A 24,366-nucleotide genomic window follows, 5' to 3' on the forward strand; every position below is an offset into this window, starting at 1 on the left:
AATAAGAACTTTATATGTTAACGAAAAGAATTATTCCTTGTTTGGATATCAAAGACGGACGTACCGTTAAAGGTGTCAACTTTTTAAATTTGCGAGATGCAGGGAATCCGGTGGAGCTAGCAAAAATCTATGCGAAAGAAGGAGCTGATGAACTGGTTTTTTTAGATATATCAGCAACAGAAGAAAGAAGGAAAACATTAGTAAATCTAGTAAGAAAGATAGCAGAACAAGTAGATATACCATTTACTGTGGGAGGAGGAATTTCTTCTGTGGAAGATGTTACTGTATTATTAAAATCGGGAGCTGATAAGGTTGCTATAAACTCATCAGCAATAAAGAGACCAGAACTGATAAATCAATTGTCTAAGCAATTTGGAAGCCAATGCGTAGTTGTTGCTATGGATGCAAAATATAATAATAATGAGTGGGTCGTGCATTTAGCAGGAGGAAAAATACCAACAAAACTCAACTTGTTTGAATGGGCAATGGAAGTAGAAAGCAGAGGAGCAGGTGAAATATTATTTACTTCAATGAATCATGATGGTACTAAGAGTGGTTTTGCTAATAATGTACTAAAAGAGCTGTCAGAGTTGGTAAATATACCAATTATAGCTTCTGGAGGTGCAGGTTGTATAAAGCATTTTCAAGATGTGTTTATTGAAGGAAAAGCGAATGCAGCATTGGCTGCCAGTGTTTTTCATTTTAAAGAAATTTCAATTTCAAGATTAAAAAGAGAACTACAAGAAAAATCAATTCCAGTAAGGATATAATGTATGTAAATTATGAACATTAATTTTAATAAAAATAAAGAAGGTTTAGTTCCTGCTATCATACAAGATGCGAATACTCAAAAGGTACTAATGTTAGGTTTTATGAATGAAAAAGCTTACGAAAAAACAATAGCAACAAAGAAAGTAACTTTTTATAGTAGAACTAAGGATAGGTTATGGACGAAAGGAGAAGAAAGTAATCATTTTTTAGATTTGGTAAGTATAAAAAATGATTGCGATCATGATACTTTATTGGTTCAAGTCATACCTAATGGCCCTGTATGTCATAAAGAGACCGATACTTGTTGGGGAGAAGAGAATACTAATTCACTCAGTTTTATAACAGTATTAGAAAATATTATAGAGAAGAGGTTTTCGAAAAGAGAACCTAAAAAATCCTATATAGCTTCTTTATTTGAAAAAGGTATAAATAAGATTGCTCAAAAGGTAGGAGAGGAAGCTGTAGAAGTTGTTATTGAAGCGAAAGATCATAATGGTTCTTTATTTTTAAATGAAAGTGCAGATCTATTATTTCATTATTTGATTTTGTTAAAAGCTAAGGGATTTAAATTAGCTGATGTAATAAAAGTATTAGAAAATAGACAGAACCAAAAATAATAGTACTTTTAAAAAATGAAAAATTCTAAAATACTAGTAGTAATAGCATTCTTTTCAATTTATGTAATTTGGGGATCTACTTATTTGTGGAATAAAATGGCTGTAGCAGAGGTGCCTCCATTATTATTAGCTTCAATACGTTTTATGATTGCAGGAGTTTTGATAATGGGTATTGCAAAACTAATGGGACTTTCGCTACATTTGAAAAAAAATCAATTCATTAATTCAACCATCGCAGGGTTTCTTTTCTTAGTGTATGGAAATGGCGTTTTTGTTTGGGCATTGAAATATGTAGATAGTGGTTTTGCTGCTTTATTAGCTTCTACTCAGCCATTATTTGTATTGTTTCTAATGCGGTTGATAGATCGAAAAAAGATGCAAAAAAAATCGATTATAGGCGTCTTTTTAGGAATTTTTGGGATGTATTTATTAGTAAGTCAAAAAGATATTGCTACTTCAGAAGGAAATATTTTAGGGATTTTTATGATTTTAACCTGTGTATTAAGTTGGAGCTATGGAAGTGTATTTGTTTCCAAAGCAGATCTACCTAAAAACTTTTTTGTAAGCACAGGTTATCAAATGTTAATTGCAAGTGTATTGCTTTTAATTTCAAGTTTGATTTTTAAAGAGCATTGGATATCACCTTTAGATTGGAGTTTTAAAGTGCAAATAGCAATGGTATTATTAATACTTTTTGGAAGTATTGTAGCATTTACGGCTTTTAATTATTTATTAAAAGTAGTTTCTACAGAAAAAGTATCAACTTCGGCTTATGTAAATCCAGTAGTAGCTTTATTGTTAGGATGGTATTTTTTAGATGAAAAATTAACATCTCAATCCATTATAGCTTCTGTAGTATTACTTACAGGGGTTTATTTTATAACTTCCAGAAAACGATTGACTAAAAATTAAAATATATTTTAACCTGAATAGGCTTTATTCTTCCAAGTCAAAAAAAGCTTCCTGACTTTTTGAAAGGGGCTATTCAAAATCTCTTTTATCTAAAAATAAAAGAGATTTTCAAGTTTATACAGAAGCTAAGGGCAGTACTTTATAGTGCAATTGCTTTATATAACCTAATATTTAAGAGCTTGTTCAAATTAAAAAATCTAAATAAGTTCATTATAATACTCTAAGCTTTGAATTATCAATTCAGTAGGAACTTTACAATCTAATTTGAAGTCTTCAATTTTATTCAGTAAAACAAAATTTATTTCTCCTCCTATATTTTTCTTATCATGTTTTAATAAATTAATAATAAAAGAGAAATCTTCTTTTAAAATTGCGGCTTTTCCATAAATAGAGATAATGACGCTTTTAATATTATCTGTATCTTCTTTAGAGAAATTAAGTAATTTAGAAGAAATAAAGCATTCACATATCATTCCTATAGCAATCGCTTCTCCATGGGTTAAATTTTCTTTGCTATCTGTATCTAAAAAATAGGATTCAATGGCGTGTCCAATGGTGTGTCCAAAGTTTAAGATTTTGCGAAGAGATTTCTCTTTAGGATCTTGTAAAACCACTTCGTTTTTTATTTCAATAGAACGAGGTATTAGATTTACAATATTTAAGTTTTCATGGTTGCATATTTCATCAAAAAGGCTTTTATCGTAAGTAAGCCCGTATTTAATAATCTCAGCAGTTCCAGAACGAATTTCTCTAGGAGTAACCGTTTGTAAATATTCAGGATCTATTAGCACAATTTCAGGATTGGCAAATAAACCAATTTGATTTTTTAAAACCCCAAGGTCAACACCTGTTTTTCCTCCAACAGAAGCATCTACCATTGATAGTAGGGTAGTAGGAATATTTACAAAATCAATACCTCGTTTATAAGTAGCGGCTACAAAGCCTCCCATATCAGTAATAACCCCACCTCCTAAAGTGATTAGTAAGCTATGTCTATCAGCGTTCAATTCAGTCATCACATTCCAGATTCCCATACAGGTATCAATATTTTTATGAACTTCACCTGATTCAATTTCAATCACTTCAATAGGGATGTTAGTAGCAACATGTTGAATACATCTAGGATAGCAGTGCTCCATTGTATTTTCATCTACTAAAATAAAAATAGAGGAGTAGTTTTTGGTTGCTATTAAGTTAGATAGTTCTTGATAAGCTTTTTGTTCAAAATGAATTGGATATGTTGCTGCTTGAATTGATTTCATTTCTCGTATAATATTAATGATGCAAATTAAATAGAAAATATTCAAATAATTCATATTGGTAACCTATATTTGCTCGTATCAATAAAAATAAACAATCAAACTAATGAAACTTTTTGATAATACTGAAATAGCATTTGCTTTAAAATCAGATTCAGCGTTAGAACGTGCCTATTTTCTGTTTAGGATGATTCAAAATCAACCTATGGTTCGTATAGGTACTGCAGTTACCAATTTTGCATTAAAAGCCCATTTACCAGTAGAAGGTTTAATTAGATCGACAGTTTTTGATCATTTTTGTGGAGGTGTAACAGAAGATAATTGTTTACCTGTGATAGAAAAAATGTACGAAAAAGGAAAGGTGCATAGTGTTTTAGATTATTCAGTAGAAGGAAAGGAAAGTGAAGAAGAATTTGATAATGCGTTGGAAAAAACATTAAAAACAATTGATTTTGCAGAAGAAAAAAAATCAATTCCTTACGCTGTTTTTAAACCAACAGGTTTTGGACGCTTTGCTTTATATGAAAAAATATCAGAAAAAAGAGTTTTAAAGCCAGAAGAACAAGAAGAATGGAATAGAGTTGTAGCGCGTTTTCATGTTGTATGTAAAGCTGCCAAAGCTAAGAATGTACCAGTATTAATTGATGCAGAAGAAAGCTGGATGCAGAATGCTGCTGACGATTTAATAGAGGATTTAATGGAAGCGTATAATACAGAAAAAGCTATTGTATTTAATACATTGCAAATGTATCGTCATGATAGAATGGCTTATTTAAAAGCTTTATACCAAAGAGCCCATCAAAAAGGATATCATATTGGAATGAAAGTAGTACGTGGAGCTTATATGGAAAAAGAAAGAGAAAGAGCTCAAGAACAAGGATATACATCTCCAATATGTAAAGATAAGCAAGCAACGGATGATAATTACAATGAAGCAATTAAATTTATGATGGAACATAAAAATATGGCTTTATTTGCAGGAACTCACAACGAGGAAAGTTCTTATTTATTGATGGATTTAGCAAAAGATCATAAAATAGCTCCAAGTGATATGCGTTTATGGTTCGGTCAATTGTATGGAATGAGTGATCATATTAGTTTTAATCTGGCTAACGAAGGATATAATGTGACTAAATATGTTCCTTTTGGCCCCGTTCGAGATGTAATGCCGTATTTGATTCGTAGAGCAGAAGAAAATACTTCTGTAGCAGGGCAAACAAGTAGAGAACTAAATTTACTTAAAACAGAGCGTAAACGTAGGAAATTATAATGAATTCGGTTGACGAAATAAAGTTATTACTTACAAGAAATAAGAAACGACTAGCTAAAGAGCTTGATGAAAGCAAAGAGCTAGTCGTTTTACTAAAAAAATCGATGGAAACAAATTTATCTATCGAAGAGAAAGAAAAAGTAAAAGAACAACTTCTAGATATTTGTAAAGCAATACCCGCATTTACTATATTTATGCTCCCAGGAGGAGCGCTATTGCTTCCTTTACTGGTTAAAGTGATACCAACGATTCTTCCTAGTGCTTTTAGAGAAGATATGGATTAAATTTATAAGCACTTCGAATTAGCTTTTTTCAAAGGGTTAGTTGTATATTTCTGAACCCTTAGATAATTTATAGATCAACAAAATATGACAAATATTATAAAAACACAAGAAGCTATTTTAGCAAAATTAAATATCTATGAATTAAATGAAATGCAAAAAAAGGCTATTTCAGTTATTAAAGATGTTTCTAGTACTATTATATTATCTCCAACAGGAACAGGAAAAACATTAGCCTTCTTGTTACCCATGCTTAACTATATCGATCCTAATAGCAAAAATATTCAAGCATTAATTTTAGTACCCTCAAGAGAATTAGCAATTCAAATAGAACAAGTTTTACGTGAAATAGGAACAGGACTTAAGGTAAATGCTGTATATGGAGGTAGGCCAATGGCTAAAGATAAAAAAGAAATAAAGCATGCACCTAGTATTTTGATAGGAACCCCAGGTAGAGTAGCAGATCATTTTGCAAACGACCGCTTTTCTAAAGATGGTATTAAAACTTTGATTTTAGATGAATTTGATAAGTCTTTAGAAGTAGGTTTTGAATATGAGATGAAGGGTATTATGAATCAATTACCTAACATAGAGAGACGTATTTTAACATCGGCGACACAAGAAATGGAACTTCCTAGTTTTGTGAAATTAAAGGAGCCTGTTACTTTGAATTATTTAAAAGATAAAACATCGAAAAAGCTAACCATAAAAACAGTTACTTCTTCCACCAAAAATAAAAAAGAAACTCTTTTAAAAGTATTGCTATATTTAGGAAATCAACCCGGAATCGTGTTTTGTAACTTAAAAAGTAGCATAGAAGAAGTTAGTGATTTCTTAATAAAAAATAAAATAACTCATAGTTGTTTTTTTGGAGGTATGGAGCAAAAGGATAGAGAACGCTCATTGATTAAGTTTAGAAATGGAACCAATCAAATATTATTAGCTACGGACCTAGCTGCTAGGGGGATTGATATTCCTGAGTTAAAATATATTATACATTACGAGTTACCCCAAAGATTAGAGGAGTTTGTGCATAGGAATGGGAGAACGGCGAGAGTAAATGCTAAAGGGACAGCTTATATATTGAAATGGAAAAAAGAAACGCTGCCAAATTTTGTAAAAGGGACTAGTCATATAGAAATAACGACTAAGGAAAAGTTAGTATCCAGTTATTGGGAAACGTTATTTATTTCAGGAGGGAGAAAAGATAAAATATCTAAAGGAGATATTGCAGGGCTATTTTTTAAGAAAGGAAATTTAAGAAAAGACCAACTAGGTATTATTGAATTAAAACAAGACTGTGCTTTTATAGCGGTACCAAAAGAGGTAGCTAATAAATTGGTAGAACTCCTAAATAATACTCGTTTAAAGAATAAAAAGGTTCGTATTTTTTCTATTTAATTTTAAACTAAAAATAAGATTTTTAAGAGAGAAAAAATAATAATATCCAGTAAGAATAAAAGCCTTTTGTAATATTACAAGAGGCTTTTTTGAGATGTATAGTTGTTTGAAGTACTATTTTAAACAAGGATTGGAGATTTAGATTTGACTACTTTTTTTAATCGAATCCCATAATCAGCAAGGGCTTTGATTTCTTTAACACCCGCTAAACGCTCATTTCCTATAATTAGCAAACTTTTCTTATTCGCTTCAATATGATAATATTCATTGCTTTCAAAGAAGAGAATGAGTTCGTCACTAAAAAACTGTTTAATTCCTTCTGTGTCCTTTCCTGATAGGTAAAAACGTTTAGAAAAATCAGGATGATGATCTATATGAATGTCTTCAAAGCCTGCAAAATGATAGATGTATTCAAAAAAACCTTCCCTGTCTAATGTGAATTGAGGTACTTCTTCTTCTAAATTAATATGGAGCATTGTGGCTTTTATCACCTGTTTTGCAATAAGCTCTCCTTCAGAAAACTCAATGTCAAATAAAGAGCAATTTTCATTAGATAAAATATTAGATACCTTATTGATTTTTCGGGTTTTGAAATATCCGAATTCAGGTAGTTCTTTAATTTTTTCAGAAGGATTTAAGGTATAGTTCCAATTTAATTCAGTGCTTATATTTTGAAGCGATTTTTGTCGTTTTGTGAGTACTGCATTCAAAGCAGGCTCACTTTCCTTTATTTGGTTAAATGTGTTTTTACGGAGCGCAAATGGATGCTCGCTTCCAGTTTTATAGCCATCTAATCCTATAAGTTCAAAATGCCCTCCTTTTCTTTCAAAAGACTCTGCATAATTGTTCATATTTTCCATGACAGAATGATCTACAAAATCGCATAGAGAGAAGTCAACGATAGCATCTTCATTTTCTGGAATTTGATCTAATTTAGATTTCAGCTTCGTATAATTTAGAAAGCTTGAAAAATTTTCTACAGAAACAAAGTATTTTTCATCTTCTTTAAACATCAATACATTCGGTTTAAATATATTTCTAGCAAATAAAGCTATATTCTTATTAATGACAATATGGATGATAAAGGTAGTTATGATTCCAACTAAAATACCCGTAATTAAACTCGTTGTAATTGTTGTTAAAAGCGTTATTAGAAAAATAACTAGTTGCTCTCTGCCTATTTTAAACACTTTTTTGATATTTTCGGGAGAAGCTAATTTATACCCCGTATATACTAGAATTGCTGCAAGTGCAGGTAATGGGATTTTACGTAGTTCACTAGCAAATAATAAAATAAAGATAACAAGGAACGCTGAATGGAAAAAATTAGCAGACCTGTTAGTTCCATTGTTATTAACATTAACAGAACTACGAGCAATTACAGTAACTACATTTAAACCTCCTAAAAAACCACTAATAACAGTTGCAAGCCCTAAAGCCCTAATATCTTTATTCACATTAGAGCGGCGTTTTTGCGTATCCAATTTATCAACTGCTTTAATACTTAATAAACTTTCTATACTAGCAATTAATGTAATGGAAATTACTGCACTAATAAAATCGATATGATATGCTTTTCCAAAATCAGGAAAGGCGAAGTTGGCTAATACGTCATTGGGTAAATTTATCAGTAATTCTTTATGAATAGGATATGGAGTATTCGAAAATAAATCAAAATAATAAAACATTCCAACACTCAATACAACGATCCACATTGGAGCAGGAATCAATTGAAAATATTTATTTCTTATTTTACCATAAAAAACCATAATCAATAAACTAATAACACCTACTGAGCCCGCCCAAAAAATGCTAGAATTATCAGTTGTTAAAAAATCTAAGACTCCTTTGGGAGTTTGAAATAATAGCTCTAGAATGCTCCCTTTTGCATTCAAGTTCCCAAACATAACATGTATTTGTTTAGCAAAGATACCAATACCAATAGCAGCAAGCATTCCTTGAATAGCAGAAGAAGGGAAAAAGTCACCTAAAGCTCCCATTCTAAGAAATCCTAAGATGATAAGGAGTACACCGGAAATAACAATAGCGGCGAGGGTATATAAAAAACCTTGATGCATATCGCCAGCACCAAGCGTGGTAATAGCTCCTAAAATAACAACAACCAATCCGTTTCCAGGACCTGTAATAGTTACGTTAGAGCCTCCTAAAAGAGCCGTTACAGTACCTCCAATAATAGCAGCAATAATTCCTGAAATGGGGGGCGCTCCAGAAGCTAATGCTAGACCTAAGCCAAGTGGTAAGGCTATTAAGGAAACAACAAAACCAGCAAATAAGTTTTTAGGTATTTCACTTACAAATGTTTTAAACGTATTTTTTTTTACCATAATTATTTAACAATTAAAACATCAGTTGGTAACTCAGATAAAATATATTCTAAGTCATGCGGAAAAATACGATCTAAGAGACCTAATTTAGTAGGAGCATTCATGATGAGTAAATCAGCTCGTTTCACTTTAGCAAAATGACCTATTGAATAACCTCTTTTTCCGAAGATGCTTTGGGATTTTACGATGATATCAGAGCAATTAATATTTTTTAAAATATTTCTAACACGTTTGTCTTCTCGTGTTTTAATTCGTTCTTTTTTTATAGTTGCTTCTCGTAAACTTTTATCATCGTTTACTTTTACAGCAAGTTCTGCTTGGCTAATTTCCTCAACAATAGTAATGCGCTTGCAACCTAAGTCTTTAGAAATATTGAAAGCTATTTTAATAGTCTCTTCTGTTCGCTTATCTTCCAATCCATTCACAACAATATGTTTACAACTAACTCTTTCAATTGAAGGTTTGATAAGAAGCAAAACCGAACAGGACGCTTTTCTGGTAAGTTCGCGAGCAATTGAACCAACGTAGTATTTATAAATATTTTCTTGTTGTAAAGCACCTAAAACAAGTAAGTTAATGTTTTCTGTTTTGCATATTTGAAGAATAGTATTTACAGGTTTTCCACTTTGCCAAATAGTTTTTATAGGTGTTTTTAAAGGGGGAGCTTGCTGTAATAATTCCTTTAGCTGTTTTTCTTTTTTATCAGATTTACCACCAACATGTACTCCTACAAGCTCTGCGTTAAACATATTAGCCAAACGCACCGCTTCAAACAAGTTGGCTTTAAGATTTGGAGAAAAAGCAATACCAATTAAAATTTTTTGTATTTGTTGCAAATTTTAAAGCTTTAAAATAAATTATGAGAGCTAAAGATACTAAAATGAATGAAAAAACAAAATTTAAAGCTCTAAATGAAATGTTTTTCTAAGTAAATCGATAAAAGGATTCTTTTCTTTAAGCTTTTCATATTTCTCTTGAGGGGTATAGGCAAACTTTTTTTCAACAACCTCGCTAATGGTAATTTGAATATGAATCCCATAGTTATTTAATCGCTCCCTTAGAAAACGAAGTAACTTGGGTTTTCCTCGTTCTAATTGATCAGACATCAATTTATTGGGTAAAGAGTAATTAACGTTAAACCCTTTTTGTAATTGAGGTTTTCCTGCTGAAATGATAGAAGCAATACTCTTTTCTCCTTTGTCAATTAGTTTGAAATAGTACTTCTTCCAAGTTTCCTCTAATTGCTCTTGCGTAAATAAGTCTTTAGGATAGTTATCAAAGTTTTCTTCTAAATCAATAGTTTTTTTATCGTCTTTTTTCTCGTGAACGCTTTTTAAAGAGAGAGAAGAAGATCTTCTACGAACTCCCTCTAGCTGTGTTTTTTTAGGCTTGGTAGTACTTTTAACAACTTCTTCTATTTTTTCAATAGTAGAAGGTTTTACTGTTACTTCTGGCTCTGAAGTCCTTATTTTCTTTTTAGTTAGAGCAGGTGAGAGTGCTGTAAAAAAAGTTGCAGGAATTATGTAGTTACTGGATTTTTTTTTTGCTCCATCAAAAGTGATAGAGGCTATTTGCATTAAGGTTAATTCCACCAGTAATCGCTGATTTTTACTGCCTCTATATTTTAAATCACAATCATTAGCTTTGTCAATAGCTGGTAATAAAAATTGCATACTAGCTTTAGTTGATTGTTCTAAATACTTTTTCTTTGTATTATCACCAACCTCTAGTAAATTAATAGTAGCATTGTCTTTAGCCACTAATAAATCTCTAAAGTGAGAAGCTAAGCCATTTATGAAATGATGTCCTTCAAAGCCTTTTGAAAGAATAGTATTAAAAGCCATCAATACCTCGGGTATTTTGTTGCCTAATAACAAATCTGTCATATTAAAGTAGGTATCGTAATCAAGAACATTTAAGTTTTGAGTAACCGCATCCCTCGTTAGATTATTTCCTGAAAAGCTAACAACTCTATCAAAAATAGATAGTGCATCTCTCATAGCTCCATCAGCTTTTTGAGCAATGATGTGCAAAGCATCATCTTCAGCAGTTATATTTTCTTTAAGAGAAATACTTTTTAAGTAATTTTTAGCGTCTAAAACTCCTATTCGTTTAAAATCAAATATTTGACAACGAGATAGGATGGTAGGTATAATTTTGTGCTTTTCTGTAGTGGCTAGAATGAAAATAGCGTGGGCTGGGGGTTCTTCTAATGTTTTTAGGAAAGCATTGAAAGCAGCTTGTGATAGCATATGGACCTCATCAATGATATATACCTTATATTTTCCTGTTTGCGGGGGGATGCGAACTTGATCTGTTAAATTACGAATGTCATCAACAGAGTTATTGGAAGCAGCATCGAGTTCGAAGATGTTAAAAGCAAAATCTTCATCGTTATGAGTGGCATCTTCTTGATTTATCCGTTTGGCTAAAATGCGGGCACAAGATGTTTTTCCTACTCCACGAGGGCCTGTAAATAACAGAGCTTGCGCTAAATGATTATTCTTTATAGCATTTTCTAACGTATTGGTAATAGCTTGTTGCCCAACTACATCTTCAAAATTTTGAGGACGATATTTACGTGCTGATACTATAAAGTGCTCCATTAATTGCTATCTAATTTGAAAGGGCAAATGTAGGTATCTAAAAGCTGAATTACAAATTGGATTCTTAAGAAAATAGTAAAGTTGTAAACAAATTGTATGAATTTTAGTTTTCATACGACGAAACCAACAAATAAGATTTAATAACAGTTTTTAAGTTATTTACTAAACCAATTCAGTTATATAAAATGAAATATTTAAAAATTCTTACGAGTGTTGTAATAGCCTTATTTCTAGCAAATTTTATTACGAAAAAGAAAGAAATAAATCAACATGAAATAGGTTCAAAGATGGAGCAAACAAGTAAGGTTGCTTATTTTGCAAGTGGTTGCTTTTGGTGTGTAGAAGCTATTTTTGAAAGCGTAGAAGGTGTAAATGAAGCTGTTTCAGGATATGCAGGAGGACATACAAAATCGCCAACTTATCAGACAATAGGAACAGGACGTACAGGGCATGCTGAAACAGTTGCTGTATATTACAATCCTGAAAAGGTAACCTATGAAACATTAGTAAATATATTTTTTGGTTCTCATAATCCGACTACTAAAAATGGACAGCATCCTGATTATGGAACCCAATACCGTTCAATTGCTTTTTATACGGATCTTTCTGAAAAGAAAATTATAGCACAAATTATAAAAAAATTAAATGAGAAGGTGTACGATGGGAAGATAGTAACGGAAGTAACAAAGTTGACTCAATTTTTTCCAGCAGAAGAATACCATCAAAATTATGAGAAATTACATCCTGATAATCCATATGTAAGAAATGTATCTGTACCTAGATTGAATAGGTTTAAAAAGAAATTTCCAAATATTTTAAAAATGAAGGAACACTGATGGCGTTTGGATAAGATAAGCTTTGGGGGTGCTTATACTTGAAGGGATAGGAGTGTTTCTTTATTTTTTAAGGTTAATTTTTAGTTTTTTCGAGTGTGTAATTTAGTATTACACATAAAAAATACCACTTGGGGGAGTGGTATTTTTTTATTTTATAACAAGTTCTTGATTCCTAATAAGATCTTCAAAGGTTTCTCTTTTTCGAATGAGATAGTCTTTTCCATTGTATAACATTACTTCAGCAGGGCGATAACGCGAATTGTAATTTGAAGCCATAGAAAAACAATATGCTCCTGCATTATGAAAGCACAAGATATCATTTTCAGCAATTTCATTTATTTTTCTGTTAGTACCAAAAGTATCTGTTTCACAAATATATCCTACGATGGAATAGTAACGTTCTCTTCCTTTAGGATTAGAGAGGTTTTCAATATGGTGATAAGCATCGTAAAACATAGGACGTATGAGGTGATTTAACCCGCTGTCAATACCTGCAAAAACAGTAGATGTAGTTTGTTTGATTACATTTACCTTAGCTAAAAAATATCCTGCTTCACTTACTAGAAACTTGCCAGGTTCAAACATTAGAGTAAGCGCTCTTCCGTATTCTTTACAAAAATTATTAAATCGTTCTGAAAGTTGCTTGCCTAATTGCTCTATATCGGTAGAAACATCTCCTTTTCGATAAGGAACTTTAAAGCCGCTTCCAAAATCAATAAAACGAATGTTTTTAAATTCTCTTGCCACATCAAATAAAATATCAGAAGCTCTTATAAATGTATCAATATCTAAAATATCGGAACCTGTATGCATGTGAATTCCATTTATATGCATCCCCGTATTTTGAACGACTCTTTTGATATGAGGCACTTGGTGAATTGAAATCCCAAACTTAGAATCGATATGCCCCACTGAAATTTTGTTATTTCCTCCAGCCATGATATGTGGGTTGATTCTTATACAAACGGGAATTTTAGGATGTTTCTGACCAAATAATTCTAAGATAGATAAGTTGTCAATATTAATTTGAACGCCAAGTTTGGCAACTTTTTCTATTTCTTCTATGGATACTCCATTAGGAGTATAAATAATATCACTAGGATTGAATCCGGCTAAGATGCCTAATTTAACTTCCTGAATAGAAACCGTGTCTAATCCTGATTTTTCCTTATGGAATATTTTTAAGATATTAATATTAGACAATGCTTTTGCAGCATAATTTATTTTTACATTTTTAACCTTATTGAATGCTCTTGTGATACGCTTGTATTGCGAAATAATTTTATCAATATTATAAACATATAAAGGACTTTCATATGTTCTTGCTAAATGTAATAATGTTTGTCTATCCACTTTATTTTGTATTTATGTATCAACAAAATTAGAAAAAGTAAAGAAGTTAGGTTATTTATTTAAAAAATAAAACATATTCATTTGTATTTGTGAAAAAACATACAATAGGTTACCAAAAAAAATAAACTCCTACTGTTTTAGTAGGAGTTTATTTCATGTAAATTTAAACGTTTATTGGAATTTAGTAGCTACTTTTTGAGCAATTCCTACAATTACTTCCGTTGCTTTTACAATACTTTCAGCTGGAACATATTCATAGCGTCCATGAAAATTATGTCCTCCTGCAAAAATATTAGGACAAGGCAATCCTTTATAGGATAGTTGAGAACCATCCGTACCACCTCTAATAGGCTTAATTAAAGGAGTAATTCCCATATCTTTCATAACTTCTTCAGCAATATCAACAATATGCATTACAGGAGTTACTTTTTCTTTCATGTTAAAATACTGATCTTTTATTTCGATTTCAATCAATTCTTTACCTAATTTTTGATTTATATCTTTGGCAACTTGTAACATTTGAGTCTTACGTTGTTCGAATAAATCTAGATCATGATCTCGGATGATATATTGCAAAGTAGTTTGCTCTACTTTTCCATTCATGTTATGCAAATGGAAGAAACCTTCGTATCCAGTAGTTTGTTCAGGAACTTCATTGGCAGGTAAACTATTAATAAATTCACTAGCTATGGTCATAGAGTTTATCATTTTCCCTTTAGCATAACCAGGATGTACTATTTTTCCGTTAATAGTCACTTTTGCTCCAGCAGCGTTAAAGTTCTCGTACTCTAATTCTCCAATTTGACTACCGTCCATGGTATATGCCCATTCTGCACCAAATTTTTCTACATCGAATAAATGAGCTCCTTTTCCAACTTCTTCATCAGGAGTAAAACAAATACGTATTTTACCATGTTTGAGTGTTGGGTTTTGAATTAAGTATTCCATAGCAGAAACTATTTCAGTAACCCCCGCTTTATCATCAGCTCCTAAAAGAGTAGTTCCGTCTGTAGTAATTATTGTTTGTCCTTTATATTGTAATAAGTCTTCAAAATAATCAGGAGATAGCACAATGTTTTCTTCTTGATTTAAAAGGATATCTTTTCCGTCATAATTTTTATGAATTTGAGGCTTTACATTAGCACCTGTAAAATCAGGGCTTGTATCAATATGAGCTACAAAACCAATTGTTGGTACTTCATAATCTAAATTACTAGGTAAGGTGGCCATGATGTAGCAATTATCATCTAAAGTTACATCTTCCATACCAATTTGCTTTAGCTCTTCTACTAATATTTTAGCTAAATCCCATTGTTTTTCTGTGCTAGGAAAAGCAGGGTTGTTAGGATCGGACTCTGTATCAACCGTTACATATTTAACAAAACGATCAATGATATGTTGTAAGTTCATTTTTGTATATTTAAGAAAGGCAAAAGTAAAAAAATACTATTGATTTAGTTCTATTAGCTCTATTAATTTGATAGCTTCACAAAAGCGCTTGTCAACTAGAGAGTCTCCATAAACTTCTGTTTTAATATGTATGAAGTTATCTGAGTTTGTTTTTATAAAAAGATTTAGAATATGATAGGTATATTTACCTCTTTTTCCTTTTGCTAGGTTAAAATAAGAAACTCGTTTAAAGAACGAAAAAGATCTTGATTTTAAAATATGTAATTGCTCTGCTTTGCTCTGCTTCTCCATTTTTTTTTGAAAGTCAACATCGAAATTAATTGGGTTATGAATAATTGTTACATCTATCAAAGTACTTTTAGTAAGGCTTTTGGTTGTATCAGCGGTATATATTGAAGATTGCGTATTATCATAATATAATTTGGTTTTCCAATGCTTTGGTATTTTCATATTGAATAAACCTCGAACATCAGCGTGCTTTTTTAAATTAGAGTAAGAAGTTTTATGATTACAATTAAACTCTGTTTGTAAATCAGATGTAGTATTACAAGAACAGACAGTAATAACGAGTGAGAGTAGAAGAAAGTATGGGGACTTCATATTAAGAATGATTATCATTGAAATAAGAAATAAGTAAATCAACAACATAATTATAAGATGCTATTCCATTTACTTGGTTGTTTGCTTTTAAATAAGAATTATACCCTTTTTTTAATAAAGGTTCAATAGGATTTTCATATTGCTTCCAAAAGTTATTAGCATTTTGGAAGTCTTTGATAATACCTTTGTGTACTGTTTTCCAGAGTTTTTTGGCAAGTAATTTATCTCTTCTTCCTAAATCATACAAACACTTAACCAAAGCCATTCTATAGCCAGCATAATTAAAGTAAATATCGTTATTAAATATTGCAGCTAAGAAACCAACGAAATTAGCTTCATTTTCAGCAGCAAATCCGATTTGATGAGCAATTTCGTGAGTGGTAGTAAGTAAGCTTCCTGTTTTAGGAATCATGTCATTAACTTGGGCTTCTCCTGTGATGGGGTTTAGGTATCCTGAAGTTCCGTTATAAGATTGAAAAAGGCTTACTAAAGAACTCTTTATAGAAGGGGTGGTGTAAGTGAATTGAGGATATATATAAGCGGCATTCTTATAACCATTACTAGCCTTCATGTAAATTTCTTTATAGGTATATGGAATTACTACCTTTACAGTATCATTTTGGGTGATTTTAAATTGTAATTTATTGGTTTTTGAAATGAGTTTTTTCACTACCTTAACTAATGCTTCTGTACTATATTTAGTTTGAGTATATCCTAAGCTTTTAGCTAAAGGCTCTCGAAAATAATTAAGTCCCCAAAAAGCATAAAAACAAAAATAAAGTACAGATAAAAAAGCTGTAAAGCTTAATAAGGAGGTTTTGAAGTGTTGAAACTTATTCTGAATAAGCTTGTAAAATGAGCGAATAGCATAAGTGAGTAACATGATTCCTAAAAAATCACCAAAAGAAAAAGGAATCCACCCAAAAAGAATTCTAAAGAAAGAAGAGATATACGGATAAATACCTGTTGAGTAATAAGTTTCTACCCAATTAGGCTGTTGGCTTACAAATTGCACTAGTGCAATTTGTACTCCTAGTAAAATAGTTAAAATGAAGTTTCTTCTTTTGTTTTGCATCGGTGTAAAAGTAGAAAACTATTTTGAAAGTTATGAGGTTATCAACAGATTAATAACAATTAATTTGACAGAAAATGTGGATAAAGAAATTTGAAAATGGGCTTAAAAATATCAATCTAAAAAATTACATTTGCTGCTATGGAAAAAACACAGCCCGTTAGAGGAAAAAAGGTAGATAAAGCAAGGGTGGTTAATTTAGAGAAAGGAAAAATTCCACCACAAGCTTTAGAGTTAGAAGAAGCTGTTCTTGGAGCAATGATGATTGATAAGAAAGGAATTGATGAAGTAATTGATATATTACATCCTGAAGCCTTTTATGATAAAAGACATCAAGAAATATATGCCGCTATTTACACGTTATTCCAAAACTCAGAGCCAATTGATTTATTATCGGTATCCAATCAGTTAAAAAAGGATGCTAAATTGGATATTGCGGGAGGAGATTTTTATTTAATAGGATTAACTCAAAAAGTAGCTTCATCAGCGCATATAGAATTCCATTCACGTATTGTATTGCAAAAATATATCCAACGTAAATTAATTACTATATCTAGTGAAATTATAGAAAATGCTTACGACGAAACAGTGGATGTATTTGATTTATTAGACGATGCAGAAGGGAAACTTTTTGAAGTAACTCAAGGAAACTTAAAAAAAGGATCTGAAGGAGCAAGTGATTTAGTTCGTCAGGCATTGGCAAAAATTCAAGAAATTTCTAATAAAGAAGGAATGAGTGGTTTGGCAACAGGTTTTACTAAACTAGATGCGCTGACCTCTGGATGGCAACCTTCTGATTTAATTATTATAGCGGCTCGTCCGGGTATGGGTAAAACCGCATTCGTAATATCTATGGCAAAAAATATGGCTATAGACTTCGGGCATGCGGTAGCGTTGTTTTCTCTGGAGATGTCTTCAGTACAATTGATTACGCGTATGATTTCATCAGAAACAGGATTGACCTCAGAAAAACTTCGTAAAGGAAACTTAGAACCTCATGAATGGGAGCAGTTAAATGTAAAAGTAAAGCGCCTATCGGATGCTCCTATATTTATAGATGACACACCGGCTTTATCTATTTTTGATTTAAGGGCAAAAGCCCGTCGTTTGGTTTCGCAGCACGATGTTAAAATATTAATTATAGATTATTTGCAGTTAATGACAGCAGGTGGGGCAGGAGGAAACCGCGAGCAAGAAATATCTACTATTTCTCGTAATTTAAAAGCGTTAGGAAAGGAGTTAAACATTCCGGTAATTGCATTATCTCAATTATCTCGTGCGGTAGAGACTCGCGGGGGAAGTAAACGACCATTATTGTCAGATTTACGTGAATCTGGGGCCATTGAGCAAGATGCTGATATTGTATCGTTTATTTTTAGACCTGAATATTATGGAATGACAGAATGGGATGATGATGATCATTCATCGTGTGAAGGACAAGGAGAATTTATTGTAGCAAAGCATCGTAATGGTGGTCTGGATAATATTCGATTGAAATTTACAGGACATTTAGCAAAATTCTCTGATTTGGAAGAAGGCTTTAGTAGTGAATTTCAATCGAGTATGAATACAGGTTTTAGTGAAGAAATACCGTCTAGTAGTTTCCCATCAGCATCTGATGCCTTTGGAACACAAGATGATGGTGGAGATGTGCCGTTTTAAAATAAGATTGGTTCAGAAATAATTTTGTAGCTTTGACAAGCTTGTTTATTTATAGATAAAGACAAATATTTATTTGAAAAAACTTTTATACATACTACCGTTTTTATTAGCCACCAATTCAATGTTGGCTTCTTTTATTTATGTTCCAATGAATCATGATAATCAGAAAAACCATCTGAAAGCCTATGGAATTGTTTATTTCGGTTTAAAAAATGGGTTGAAATCTAAATGGTTATTAAACTATGATGGAGGAGCTTTTTTAATAGAACATAATCCAATTCTTGTTAAAGAATGCAAAATACGAGGAGTATCATACCAAGTCATATCGGATACAAAGGCACAATTAATTTTAGAGGAAATTAGCAGTCCATCTAAAAATATGGAAGCAGTAGCTTTAGAAAAAGCACCCAAAATAGCTGTATATTCACCAAAAAATAAAATGCCTTGGGACGATGCTGTAACAATGGTTCTAACCTATGCTGAAATTCCATTTGATGTGGTATATGATAAAGAGGTTTTAAATGATGAGTTGCTGTTATATGAATGGTTACATTTACATCATGAGGATTTTACAGGGCAATATGGTCGATTTTATGGAGCCTTTAGAGCAGCTCCATGGTATGTTAAGCAAAAAAAAGAAGCAGAGGCATTAGCGGCAAAATTAGGGTATTCCAAAGTGGCTAAAGAAAAGGGAGCTGTAGCTAAAAAAATACGAGATTACGTTATTGGTGGAGGGTTTATGTTTGCAATGTGTTCTGCAACGGATAGCTTTGATATTGCTTTAGCTGCAGATGGTATTGATATTGTTGAAGGAATGTTTGATGGAGATGCCTCTGAACCAAACTATCAATCTAAAATAGATTTTGATAAAACATTTGCTTTTAAAGATTTCGATTTGATTAGAGATCCAACAGTATATGAATTTTCAACAATTGACATGACTCGTAAGCGTCGTATTAAAAAAGAAGTAGATTATTTTTCATTAAAAGAATTTTCAGCAAAATGGGATCAAGTTCCAACAATGTTAACGCAAAATCATACACGGTTAGTAAAAGCTTTTATGGGGCAAACTACTTCCTTTGATAGGAATACTGTAAAACCAGCAATTTTAGTTTTAGGAGAAAATAAAACGAATGGGGAAGCGCGTTATATTCATGGTACAAAAGGAAAAGGGTTATTTACTTTTTATGGAGGTCATGACCCAGAAGACTATCAGCACAGGGTAGGTGATCCAAAAACAGAGCTAGATTTACATCCCATGTCGCCTGGATATCGTTTAATTTTAAATAATGTGTTATTTCCTGCTGCTAAGAAAAAGAAACAAAAAACATAATGATAAAAATGAGGAATAGCCTGATAAGAAAATGAAACTCCTTGATTTTACTTCCCATTAGCTATTGTTTATTGTATTATAAAAAGTTACTTTTGCTCAAATAAAAATAACGTAATGCCAACAACACAACAATTAGAGGATTTCACACAACAAGTTCGTAGAGATATTTTAAGAATGGTACATGCTGTAAATTCTGGGCATCCAGGAGGGTCTTTAGGATGTGCAGAGTTTTTAACCGTTTTATACCAAGAAATAATGGAGCATTCGTCTGAATTTAAGATGGATGGAGTTAATGAAGATTTATTTTTCTTGTCTAATGGACATATTTCTCCTGTTTTTTACAGTGTTTTATCTCGTAGTGGGTATTTTCCTGTAAATGAGTTAGCTACTTTTAGAAAACTAAATACGCGTTTGCAAGGACACCCAACAACACACGAAGGTTTGCCAGGTATTCGGGTAGCTTCCGGTTCTTTAGGCCAGGGAATGAGTTTTGCTATTGGAGCAGCAGAAACTAAAAAGTTGAATGGAGATGCTAAATTGGTTTATGTTTTACATGGAGATGGTGAATTACAAGAAGGGCAAATTTGGGAGTCAGCTATGTATGCTTCTGCTAAAAAAATAGATAACTTAATAGCAACAGTTGATTTGAATGGGAAGCAAATTGATGGAGCCACGGATGAAGTATTGCCCATGGGGAGTATTAAGGCTAAATTTGAAGCTTTTGGCTGGGACGTATTAGAAATAAAGGAAGGAAATAATATTGAGGCTATCGTAAAAGGAATGAATGAAGCAAAATCAAAAACAGGAAAAGGAAAACCTGTATGCGTATTGCTACATACTGAGATGGGGAATGGAGTTGATTTTATGATGCATACTCATGCATGGCATGGTAAAGCTCCAAATGATGAACAATTAGAGGAAGCATTAGCTCAAAACCCAGAAACTTTAGGAGATTATTAAAAAATAAAACCAGTATTTTTTAAGTAAGTTGAATTTATTGGTCAATAAAAGTCTATCTTGATTTTTTGTTTCTTAGAAAATGACTAGCATTACTTGGTAGTTTTATTTTTTATTGATGATGTGAGTCATTATGCTATTTGTAAAATAGCCTGTTCGGTTAAATTTTAAGCCTGTTTTTGAATAGAAGCTAAACATCAAGAAGACCTTTTATATATAGTAAAAGAGTTCAGTTATTTGGACTCTTTTTTTATTGTTTGCTTTGTACAGTTATACTATTCTAATAACTTCAAATTATAAATCAATAAAATGTAGTTTAAATCTCTATTTATTTCACTAAAACTTCATGGAAATGGTGTGTTTGCATATATAAAGACCCTGTTTAAAAAAACGACTAGAAATAAATAAGTATATATTAAGTTTATCTAATAAGCAATTGATCAAAAATAATTTAGATAGCTTGTTGGGGGGAAAAATGAAAAGGTATTATTCTATAGTAAGCTTATATAAAATTTTCAGAGAGGTAAGCAAAGTATAGTTTTGTGAAACACTTTTAATATTTTTTTCATAAAATGGTGTAAGCAAAGGTGTATCTTTACGTCGAAATGTAAACTAAATTAAGTAAATGAAAATTGGAATTGTATGCTACCCAACCTTTGGAGGTAGTGGAGTAGTTGCTACAGAATTAGGAATGGGGCTGGCTAATAAAGGGCATGAGGTGCATTTTATTACATATAATCAACCTGTAAGACTGGATTTTTTTACTCATAATTTGCATTTTCATGAAGTACTAATGGAAGAATATCCACTATTTCAATACCAACCATATGAATTAGCTTTGTCTAGTAAAATGGTAGAAGTAGCGGAGAAGTATAAGTTGGAAGTACTACATGCTCATTATGCTATTCCACATGCATATGCTGCTTTTACGGCTAAAAAAATGTTGCAAGAAAAAGGAATTAATATAAAAGTGATTACAACATTACATGGAACTGATATTACTCTTGTAGGAAGCCATCCTACCTATAAAACAGCAGTAGAGTTTAGTATCAATCACTCTGATGTAGTAACGGCGGTTTCAAAAAGTTTAAGAGAGGATACACTTAGGTTGTTTACCATTACTAACGATATTCATGTAGTTTATAATTTTATAGAAACAGAAAAGTACGATCATGCTAATGAAGAAGAATGTAAAAGGGTAGCTTTGGCAAAACCAGAAGAAAGAATTCTAACACACATTAGTAATTTTAGACCAGTTAAGAGAACTCAAGATGTGATTAAGATATTTGAAATAGTTCAAGCAGAAATACCTTCAAAATTACTAATGGTGGGAGATGGACCTGAGCGGTTAAAAGCGGAAAATTTAGCTAAAAAATTAGGTATTGAAGAAAAAGTGCTCTTTTTAGGGAATAGCAATGAAGTAGCAAAGATACTTTGCTATACAGATGTCTTTTTATTGCCTTCAGAAACAGAAAGTTTTGGTTTAGCTGCATTGGAAGCAATGGCAGCAAATACCGCAGTGATATCTACAAATGCAGGTGGATTACCAGAGGTTAATATCAACGGAGTAACAGGGTTTTTAAGTGATATTGGAGATGTAGTTGACATGGCAAAAAATGCCATTTCAATATTAAAGGACGAAGATAAATTAAAAATTTTTAAAGAGAATGCTAAAAAGCATACTAAAGCTTTTTCATTAGAAAACATATTGCCTATATATGAACGACTTTATAAAAGTTGTTCTAAATCATAAAAGAAAGACTCACCGGTTTAGTGAGTCTTTTGAAAATAGTTACTTATTATTTCTTAACAAATAGATGTTTTTTATTATTTAGTCTGATAATGTAAACTCCTGCTTGTAAATCGCGTATTTCTATTGGTTCATTCGCGACTCCCTTTTTTACAATTTTTCCAATAGTATTGATGATCGTGAAGTTGGTATTTTTGCTTCCTTTTAAATTTAGATGAATAAAATCAGAAGAGGGATTAGGGTAAACAATAGGTTGAACTTTAGAAATAACGTTGATTGTTCTTTCAGCAAGAGGGATGGAGAACTTCCCTAAATCGCTAAGATTTTCTTGTGGAAAGATGTCCCATTCAGCTATTCTATAAAATGGATTAGGGGAGATCGTATAAGGTTTTCTTCGTAATATTTCATTTTGAGAGAATACGACACTTTCATTTGTGTAGCCTAATAAATCTATTAAAGTATCGTTTTTGAATAAACCAATAGCATCATTCCCGTTAAAAGACATTACTCCATTGTTCGTTATATTTGCTTTGTTCCTTATTTCCTCAGAAGAATTACCATGTGCAATTACATAAATTTCTTTATCATGTAAAGTCCCGTTTAGAGATAAAATATTAGACCATGTACCACTTCCATTAGTTACTTTTTTTAAAGAATAAGCAGATAAATCAATTGTATATCCTGTAATATTCGCTATTTCAATTGCTTTATTATAAGAGTTTCCTTCTAAGTATTCAGAAATAAAAATATCAGAGATGATACTGTTATTGTTCGCTTCATAAGGAGAAGTAATTGTGCTGACGTGGTTACTAATTAATACTGTACTCCCTTTGGAATCAAATGATTTTACGTTGAAATAATATGAGGTTTCAGGAGTTAGGTTGCTAGCTGTAAAGTTGGTGTTATTGGTTGTACCTATTAACGAGCTACCTTTAAAGATATGGTATTCTATGGCTTTAAATGCACTATTTTCTGAAGGAGTCCAAGTTAACTCAATGCTTGTTTGAGTTTTATTGGAAATGGTTAGCGTAGTGGCTCCTGTAATGGCCTGTAAATTATCATTAATATTGATTTCATTTTTAAAAAGATTTTGTGCTATTGGTCCTCCCCAAATTTGTGTAGCAAAATTGGGGTTATCAATAAAAGGATTTCTATTCCCTTGCATTCTTTCCAGTACGGGATTTCGCTGTTTTTCAATATTAGAAACAGGATCTTCCGCATTCCATTGTAAAAGTAAATCAATCATATTAGGATCTGTAGCTATAGGATTTCCTACGCAAACTCCTGTAGGAAGTGTTTGATCTCCATAACGCAAATACATATACATTATCATTCGAGCAACATCTCCTTTCCATTCATCTCCTGGATACCAATTTCCTTCTGAGGTTATGTATGAAGAAGATCCGTTGCCAGTAGCAAACTTTCGATTATTTCTTGAAGAATTTCTTTGAGCGTCAGCGGGACGTAAATTATGAGCATCAGCTCCTGCACCTATGGTTCCTAGGTTTGGATTTGCTAATGATTTAGAATATACATGTTCTCGATTCCAAACACCGCTACCGCTACCGTGATCTTCCTTAAATCGAGTTCTATCGTCTGTGATATCGGTATTACTATTAGTTGTTTCCCATCCGTAAATTAATACTACGTTATCATTATTTGTAGGATCTACATCTGCTTCTTTTAGAGCTACCCATACCTCAGGGGTATAGCTCAATACTGTTGTGTGCGTGCTAATAATTTTTGTAGCGAGAGCATCTTTTAATTGATGGCCAGTAAGTTTAATGTTTACATCATTATAATATGAAGGGACTTGTGAAAATACAGACAATGAAATTGTCAGTGAAATGAGGGATAATAATCGTATCATCTTAATAAAATTAGGGGTTATGAATAAGCCGCGCAATAACCAATTTTAAACCTATATGTAG

The 24,366-nt window shown here is 31.9% G+C and carries 20 protein-coding genes; 11 read left to right on the forward strand and 9 right to left on the reverse strand.

Going from position 1 to position 24,366, the window contains the following annotated elements:
• Positions 1-14: 14 nt before the first annotated feature.
• From hisF to MARIT_RS07280, 3 genes are read left to right on the forward strand one after another with little or no spacing between them, the layout of a single operon-like run.
• The gene (gene hisF, locus MARIT_RS07270) at positions 15-770 is read left to right on the forward strand and encodes an imidazole glycerol phosphate synthase subunit HisF (protein WP_024740815.1); all 756 of its coding nucleotides are present in this window, start codon (positions 15-17) and stop codon (positions 768-770) included.
• 12 nt (positions 771-782) lie between these two features.
• A complete protein-coding gene (gene hisIE, locus MARIT_RS07275; protein ID WP_100211159.1) occupies positions 783-1,388 on the forward strand; it encodes a bifunctional phosphoribosyl-AMP cyclohydrolase/phosphoribosyl-ATP diphosphatase HisIE in 606 nt (201 codons plus the stop codon).
• A 15-nt stretch (positions 1,389-1,403) separates the two neighbouring features.
• Positions 1,404-2,300 carry an EamA family transporter gene (locus MARIT_RS07280; protein ID WP_024740813.1) on the forward strand — a complete coding sequence of 299 codons (897 nt, stop codon included), beginning with the start codon at positions 1,404-1,406 and terminating at the stop codon, positions 2,298-2,300.
• Between the two features lie 197 nt (positions 2,301-2,497).
• Here the strand turns inward: MARIT_RS07280 and aroB are convergent, their stop codons facing one another.
• Positions 2,498-3,562 carry a 3-dehydroquinate synthase gene (gene aroB / locus MARIT_RS07285; protein WP_100211160.1) on the reverse strand — a complete coding sequence of 355 codons (1,065 nt, stop codon included), beginning with the start codon at positions 3,560-3,562 and terminating at the stop codon, positions 2,498-2,500.
• Positions 3,563-3,665: 103 nt separating this feature from the next.
• Here aroB and MARIT_RS07290 point away from each other — a divergent pair, with 103 nt between their 5' ends.
• The 3 genes from MARIT_RS07290 to MARIT_RS07300 all read left to right on the forward strand — a co-directional run bounded on the left by MARIT_RS07290 (position 3,666) and on the right by MARIT_RS07300 (position 6,511).
• A complete protein-coding gene (locus MARIT_RS07290) occupies positions 3,666-4,829 on the forward strand; it encodes a proline dehydrogenase family protein (RefSeq protein ID WP_100211161.1) in 1,164 nt (387 codons plus the stop codon).
• Entirely contained in the window at positions 4,829-5,113 is a 285-nt protein-coding gene (locus MARIT_RS07295; protein ID WP_024740810.1) for an LETM1 domain-containing protein, read from the forward strand. The genes MARIT_RS07290 and MARIT_RS07295 overlap by 1 nt, the downstream gene beginning before the upstream one ends.
• Before the next feature lie 84 nt (positions 5,114-5,197).
• Positions 5,198-6,511: a DEAD/DEAH box helicase gene (locus tag MARIT_RS07300; protein WP_100211162.1), complete on the forward strand. Its 1,314-nt coding sequence runs from the start codon at positions 5,198-5,200 to the stop codon at positions 6,509-6,511.
• Between the two features lie 119 nt (positions 6,512-6,630).
• On the opposite strand, the gene MARIT_RS07305 is transcribed toward MARIT_RS07300, so the two are convergent.
• From MARIT_RS07305 to dnaX, 3 genes are all read right to left on the reverse strand, one after another.
• Positions 6,631-8,856, reverse strand: coding sequence for a SulP family inorganic anion transporter (locus MARIT_RS07305; protein WP_100211163.1), 2,226 nt, complete (start codon positions 8,854-8,856; stop codon positions 6,631-6,633).
• Positions 8,857-8,858: 2 nt separating this feature from the next.
• Positions 8,859-9,692 carry a universal stress protein gene (locus MARIT_RS07310; RefSeq protein WP_024740807.1) on the reverse strand — a complete coding sequence of 278 codons (834 nt, stop codon included), beginning with the start codon at positions 9,690-9,692 and terminating at the stop codon, positions 8,859-8,861.
• A gap of 63 nt (positions 9,693-9,755) precedes the next feature.
• Entirely contained in the window at positions 9,756-11,462 is a 1,707-nt protein-coding gene (dnaX, locus tag MARIT_RS07315) for a DNA polymerase III subunit gamma/tau (protein ID WP_100211164.1), read from the reverse strand.
• A gap of 185 nt (positions 11,463-11,647) precedes the next feature.
• Between dnaX and msrA the strand changes: the two genes are divergently transcribed.
• Complete coding sequence (gene msrA / locus MARIT_RS07320) at positions 11,648-12,298, forward strand: peptide-methionine (S)-S-oxide reductase MsrA (protein WP_024740805.1); 651 nt, start codon at positions 11,648-11,650, stop codon at positions 12,296-12,298.
• Positions 12,299-12,445: 147 nt separating this feature from the next.
• Here the strand turns inward: msrA and lysA are convergent, their stop codons facing one another.
• The 4 genes from lysA to MARIT_RS07340 form a co-directional block, all read right to left on the reverse strand.
• Complete coding sequence (gene lysA / locus MARIT_RS07325; protein ID WP_100211165.1) at positions 12,446-13,651, reverse strand: diaminopimelate decarboxylase; 1,206 nt, start codon at positions 13,649-13,651, stop codon at positions 12,446-12,448.
• A 171-nt stretch (positions 13,652-13,822) separates the two neighbouring features.
• Positions 13,823-15,061 (reverse strand): peptidase T, encoded by a 1,239-nt coding sequence (pepT, locus tag MARIT_RS07330; RefSeq protein WP_100211166.1) that lies wholly within the window; start codon positions 15,059-15,061, stop codon positions 13,823-13,825.
• A gap of 36 nt (positions 15,062-15,097) precedes the next feature.
• Positions 15,098-15,661: a hypothetical protein gene (locus MARIT_RS07335; RefSeq protein WP_157926224.1), complete on the reverse strand. Its 564-nt coding sequence runs from the start codon at positions 15,659-15,661 to the stop codon at positions 15,098-15,100.
• A 1-nt stretch (position 15,662) separates the two neighbouring features.
• Positions 15,663-16,736 carry a DUF3810 domain-containing protein gene (locus tag MARIT_RS07340; RefSeq protein WP_100211168.1) on the reverse strand — a complete coding sequence of 358 codons (1,074 nt, stop codon included), beginning with the start codon at positions 16,734-16,736 and terminating at the stop codon, positions 15,663-15,665.
• Between the two features lie 138 nt (positions 16,737-16,874).
• Here MARIT_RS07340 and dnaB point away from each other — a divergent pair, with 138 nt between their 5' ends.
• The 4 genes from dnaB (at position 16,875) to bshA (ending at position 22,438) form a co-directional block, all read left to right on the forward strand.
• On the forward strand, positions 16,875-18,395 hold the full coding sequence (dnaB, locus tag MARIT_RS07345) for a replicative DNA helicase (RefSeq protein WP_024740801.1): 1,521 nt from the start codon (positions 16,875-16,877) through the stop codon (positions 18,393-18,395).
• Between the two features lie 148 nt (positions 18,396-18,543).
• Positions 18,544-19,728, forward strand: coding sequence for a hypothetical protein (locus MARIT_RS07350; protein WP_038025463.1), 1,185 nt, complete (start codon positions 18,544-18,546; stop codon positions 19,726-19,728).
• Positions 19,729-19,842: 114 nt separating this feature from the next.
• On the forward strand, positions 19,843-20,688 hold the full coding sequence (locus MARIT_RS07355; RefSeq protein WP_100211169.1) for a transketolase: 846 nt from the start codon (positions 19,843-19,845) through the stop codon (positions 20,686-20,688).
• Between the two features lie 622 nt (positions 20,689-21,310).
• Positions 21,311-22,438 (forward strand): N-acetyl-alpha-D-glucosaminyl L-malate synthase BshA, encoded by a 1,128-nt coding sequence (gene bshA, locus MARIT_RS07360; RefSeq protein ID WP_100211170.1) that lies wholly within the window; start codon positions 21,311-21,313, stop codon positions 22,436-22,438.
• 46 nt (positions 22,439-22,484) lie between these two features.
• Here the strand turns inward: bshA and MARIT_RS07365 are convergent, their stop codons facing one another.
• The gene (locus MARIT_RS07365; RefSeq protein ID WP_100211171.1) at positions 22,485-24,305 is read right to left on the reverse strand and encodes an endonuclease; all 1,821 of its coding nucleotides are present in this window, start codon (positions 24,303-24,305) and stop codon (positions 22,485-22,487) included.
• Between the last annotated feature and the right edge of the window lie 61 nt (positions 24,306-24,366).

The sequence above is a fragment of the Tenacibaculum maritimum NCIMB 2154 genome (genome assembly GCF_900119795.1).
GTDB lineage: Bacteria > Bacteroidota > Bacteroidia > Flavobacteriales > Flavobacteriaceae > Polaribacter > Polaribacter maritimus.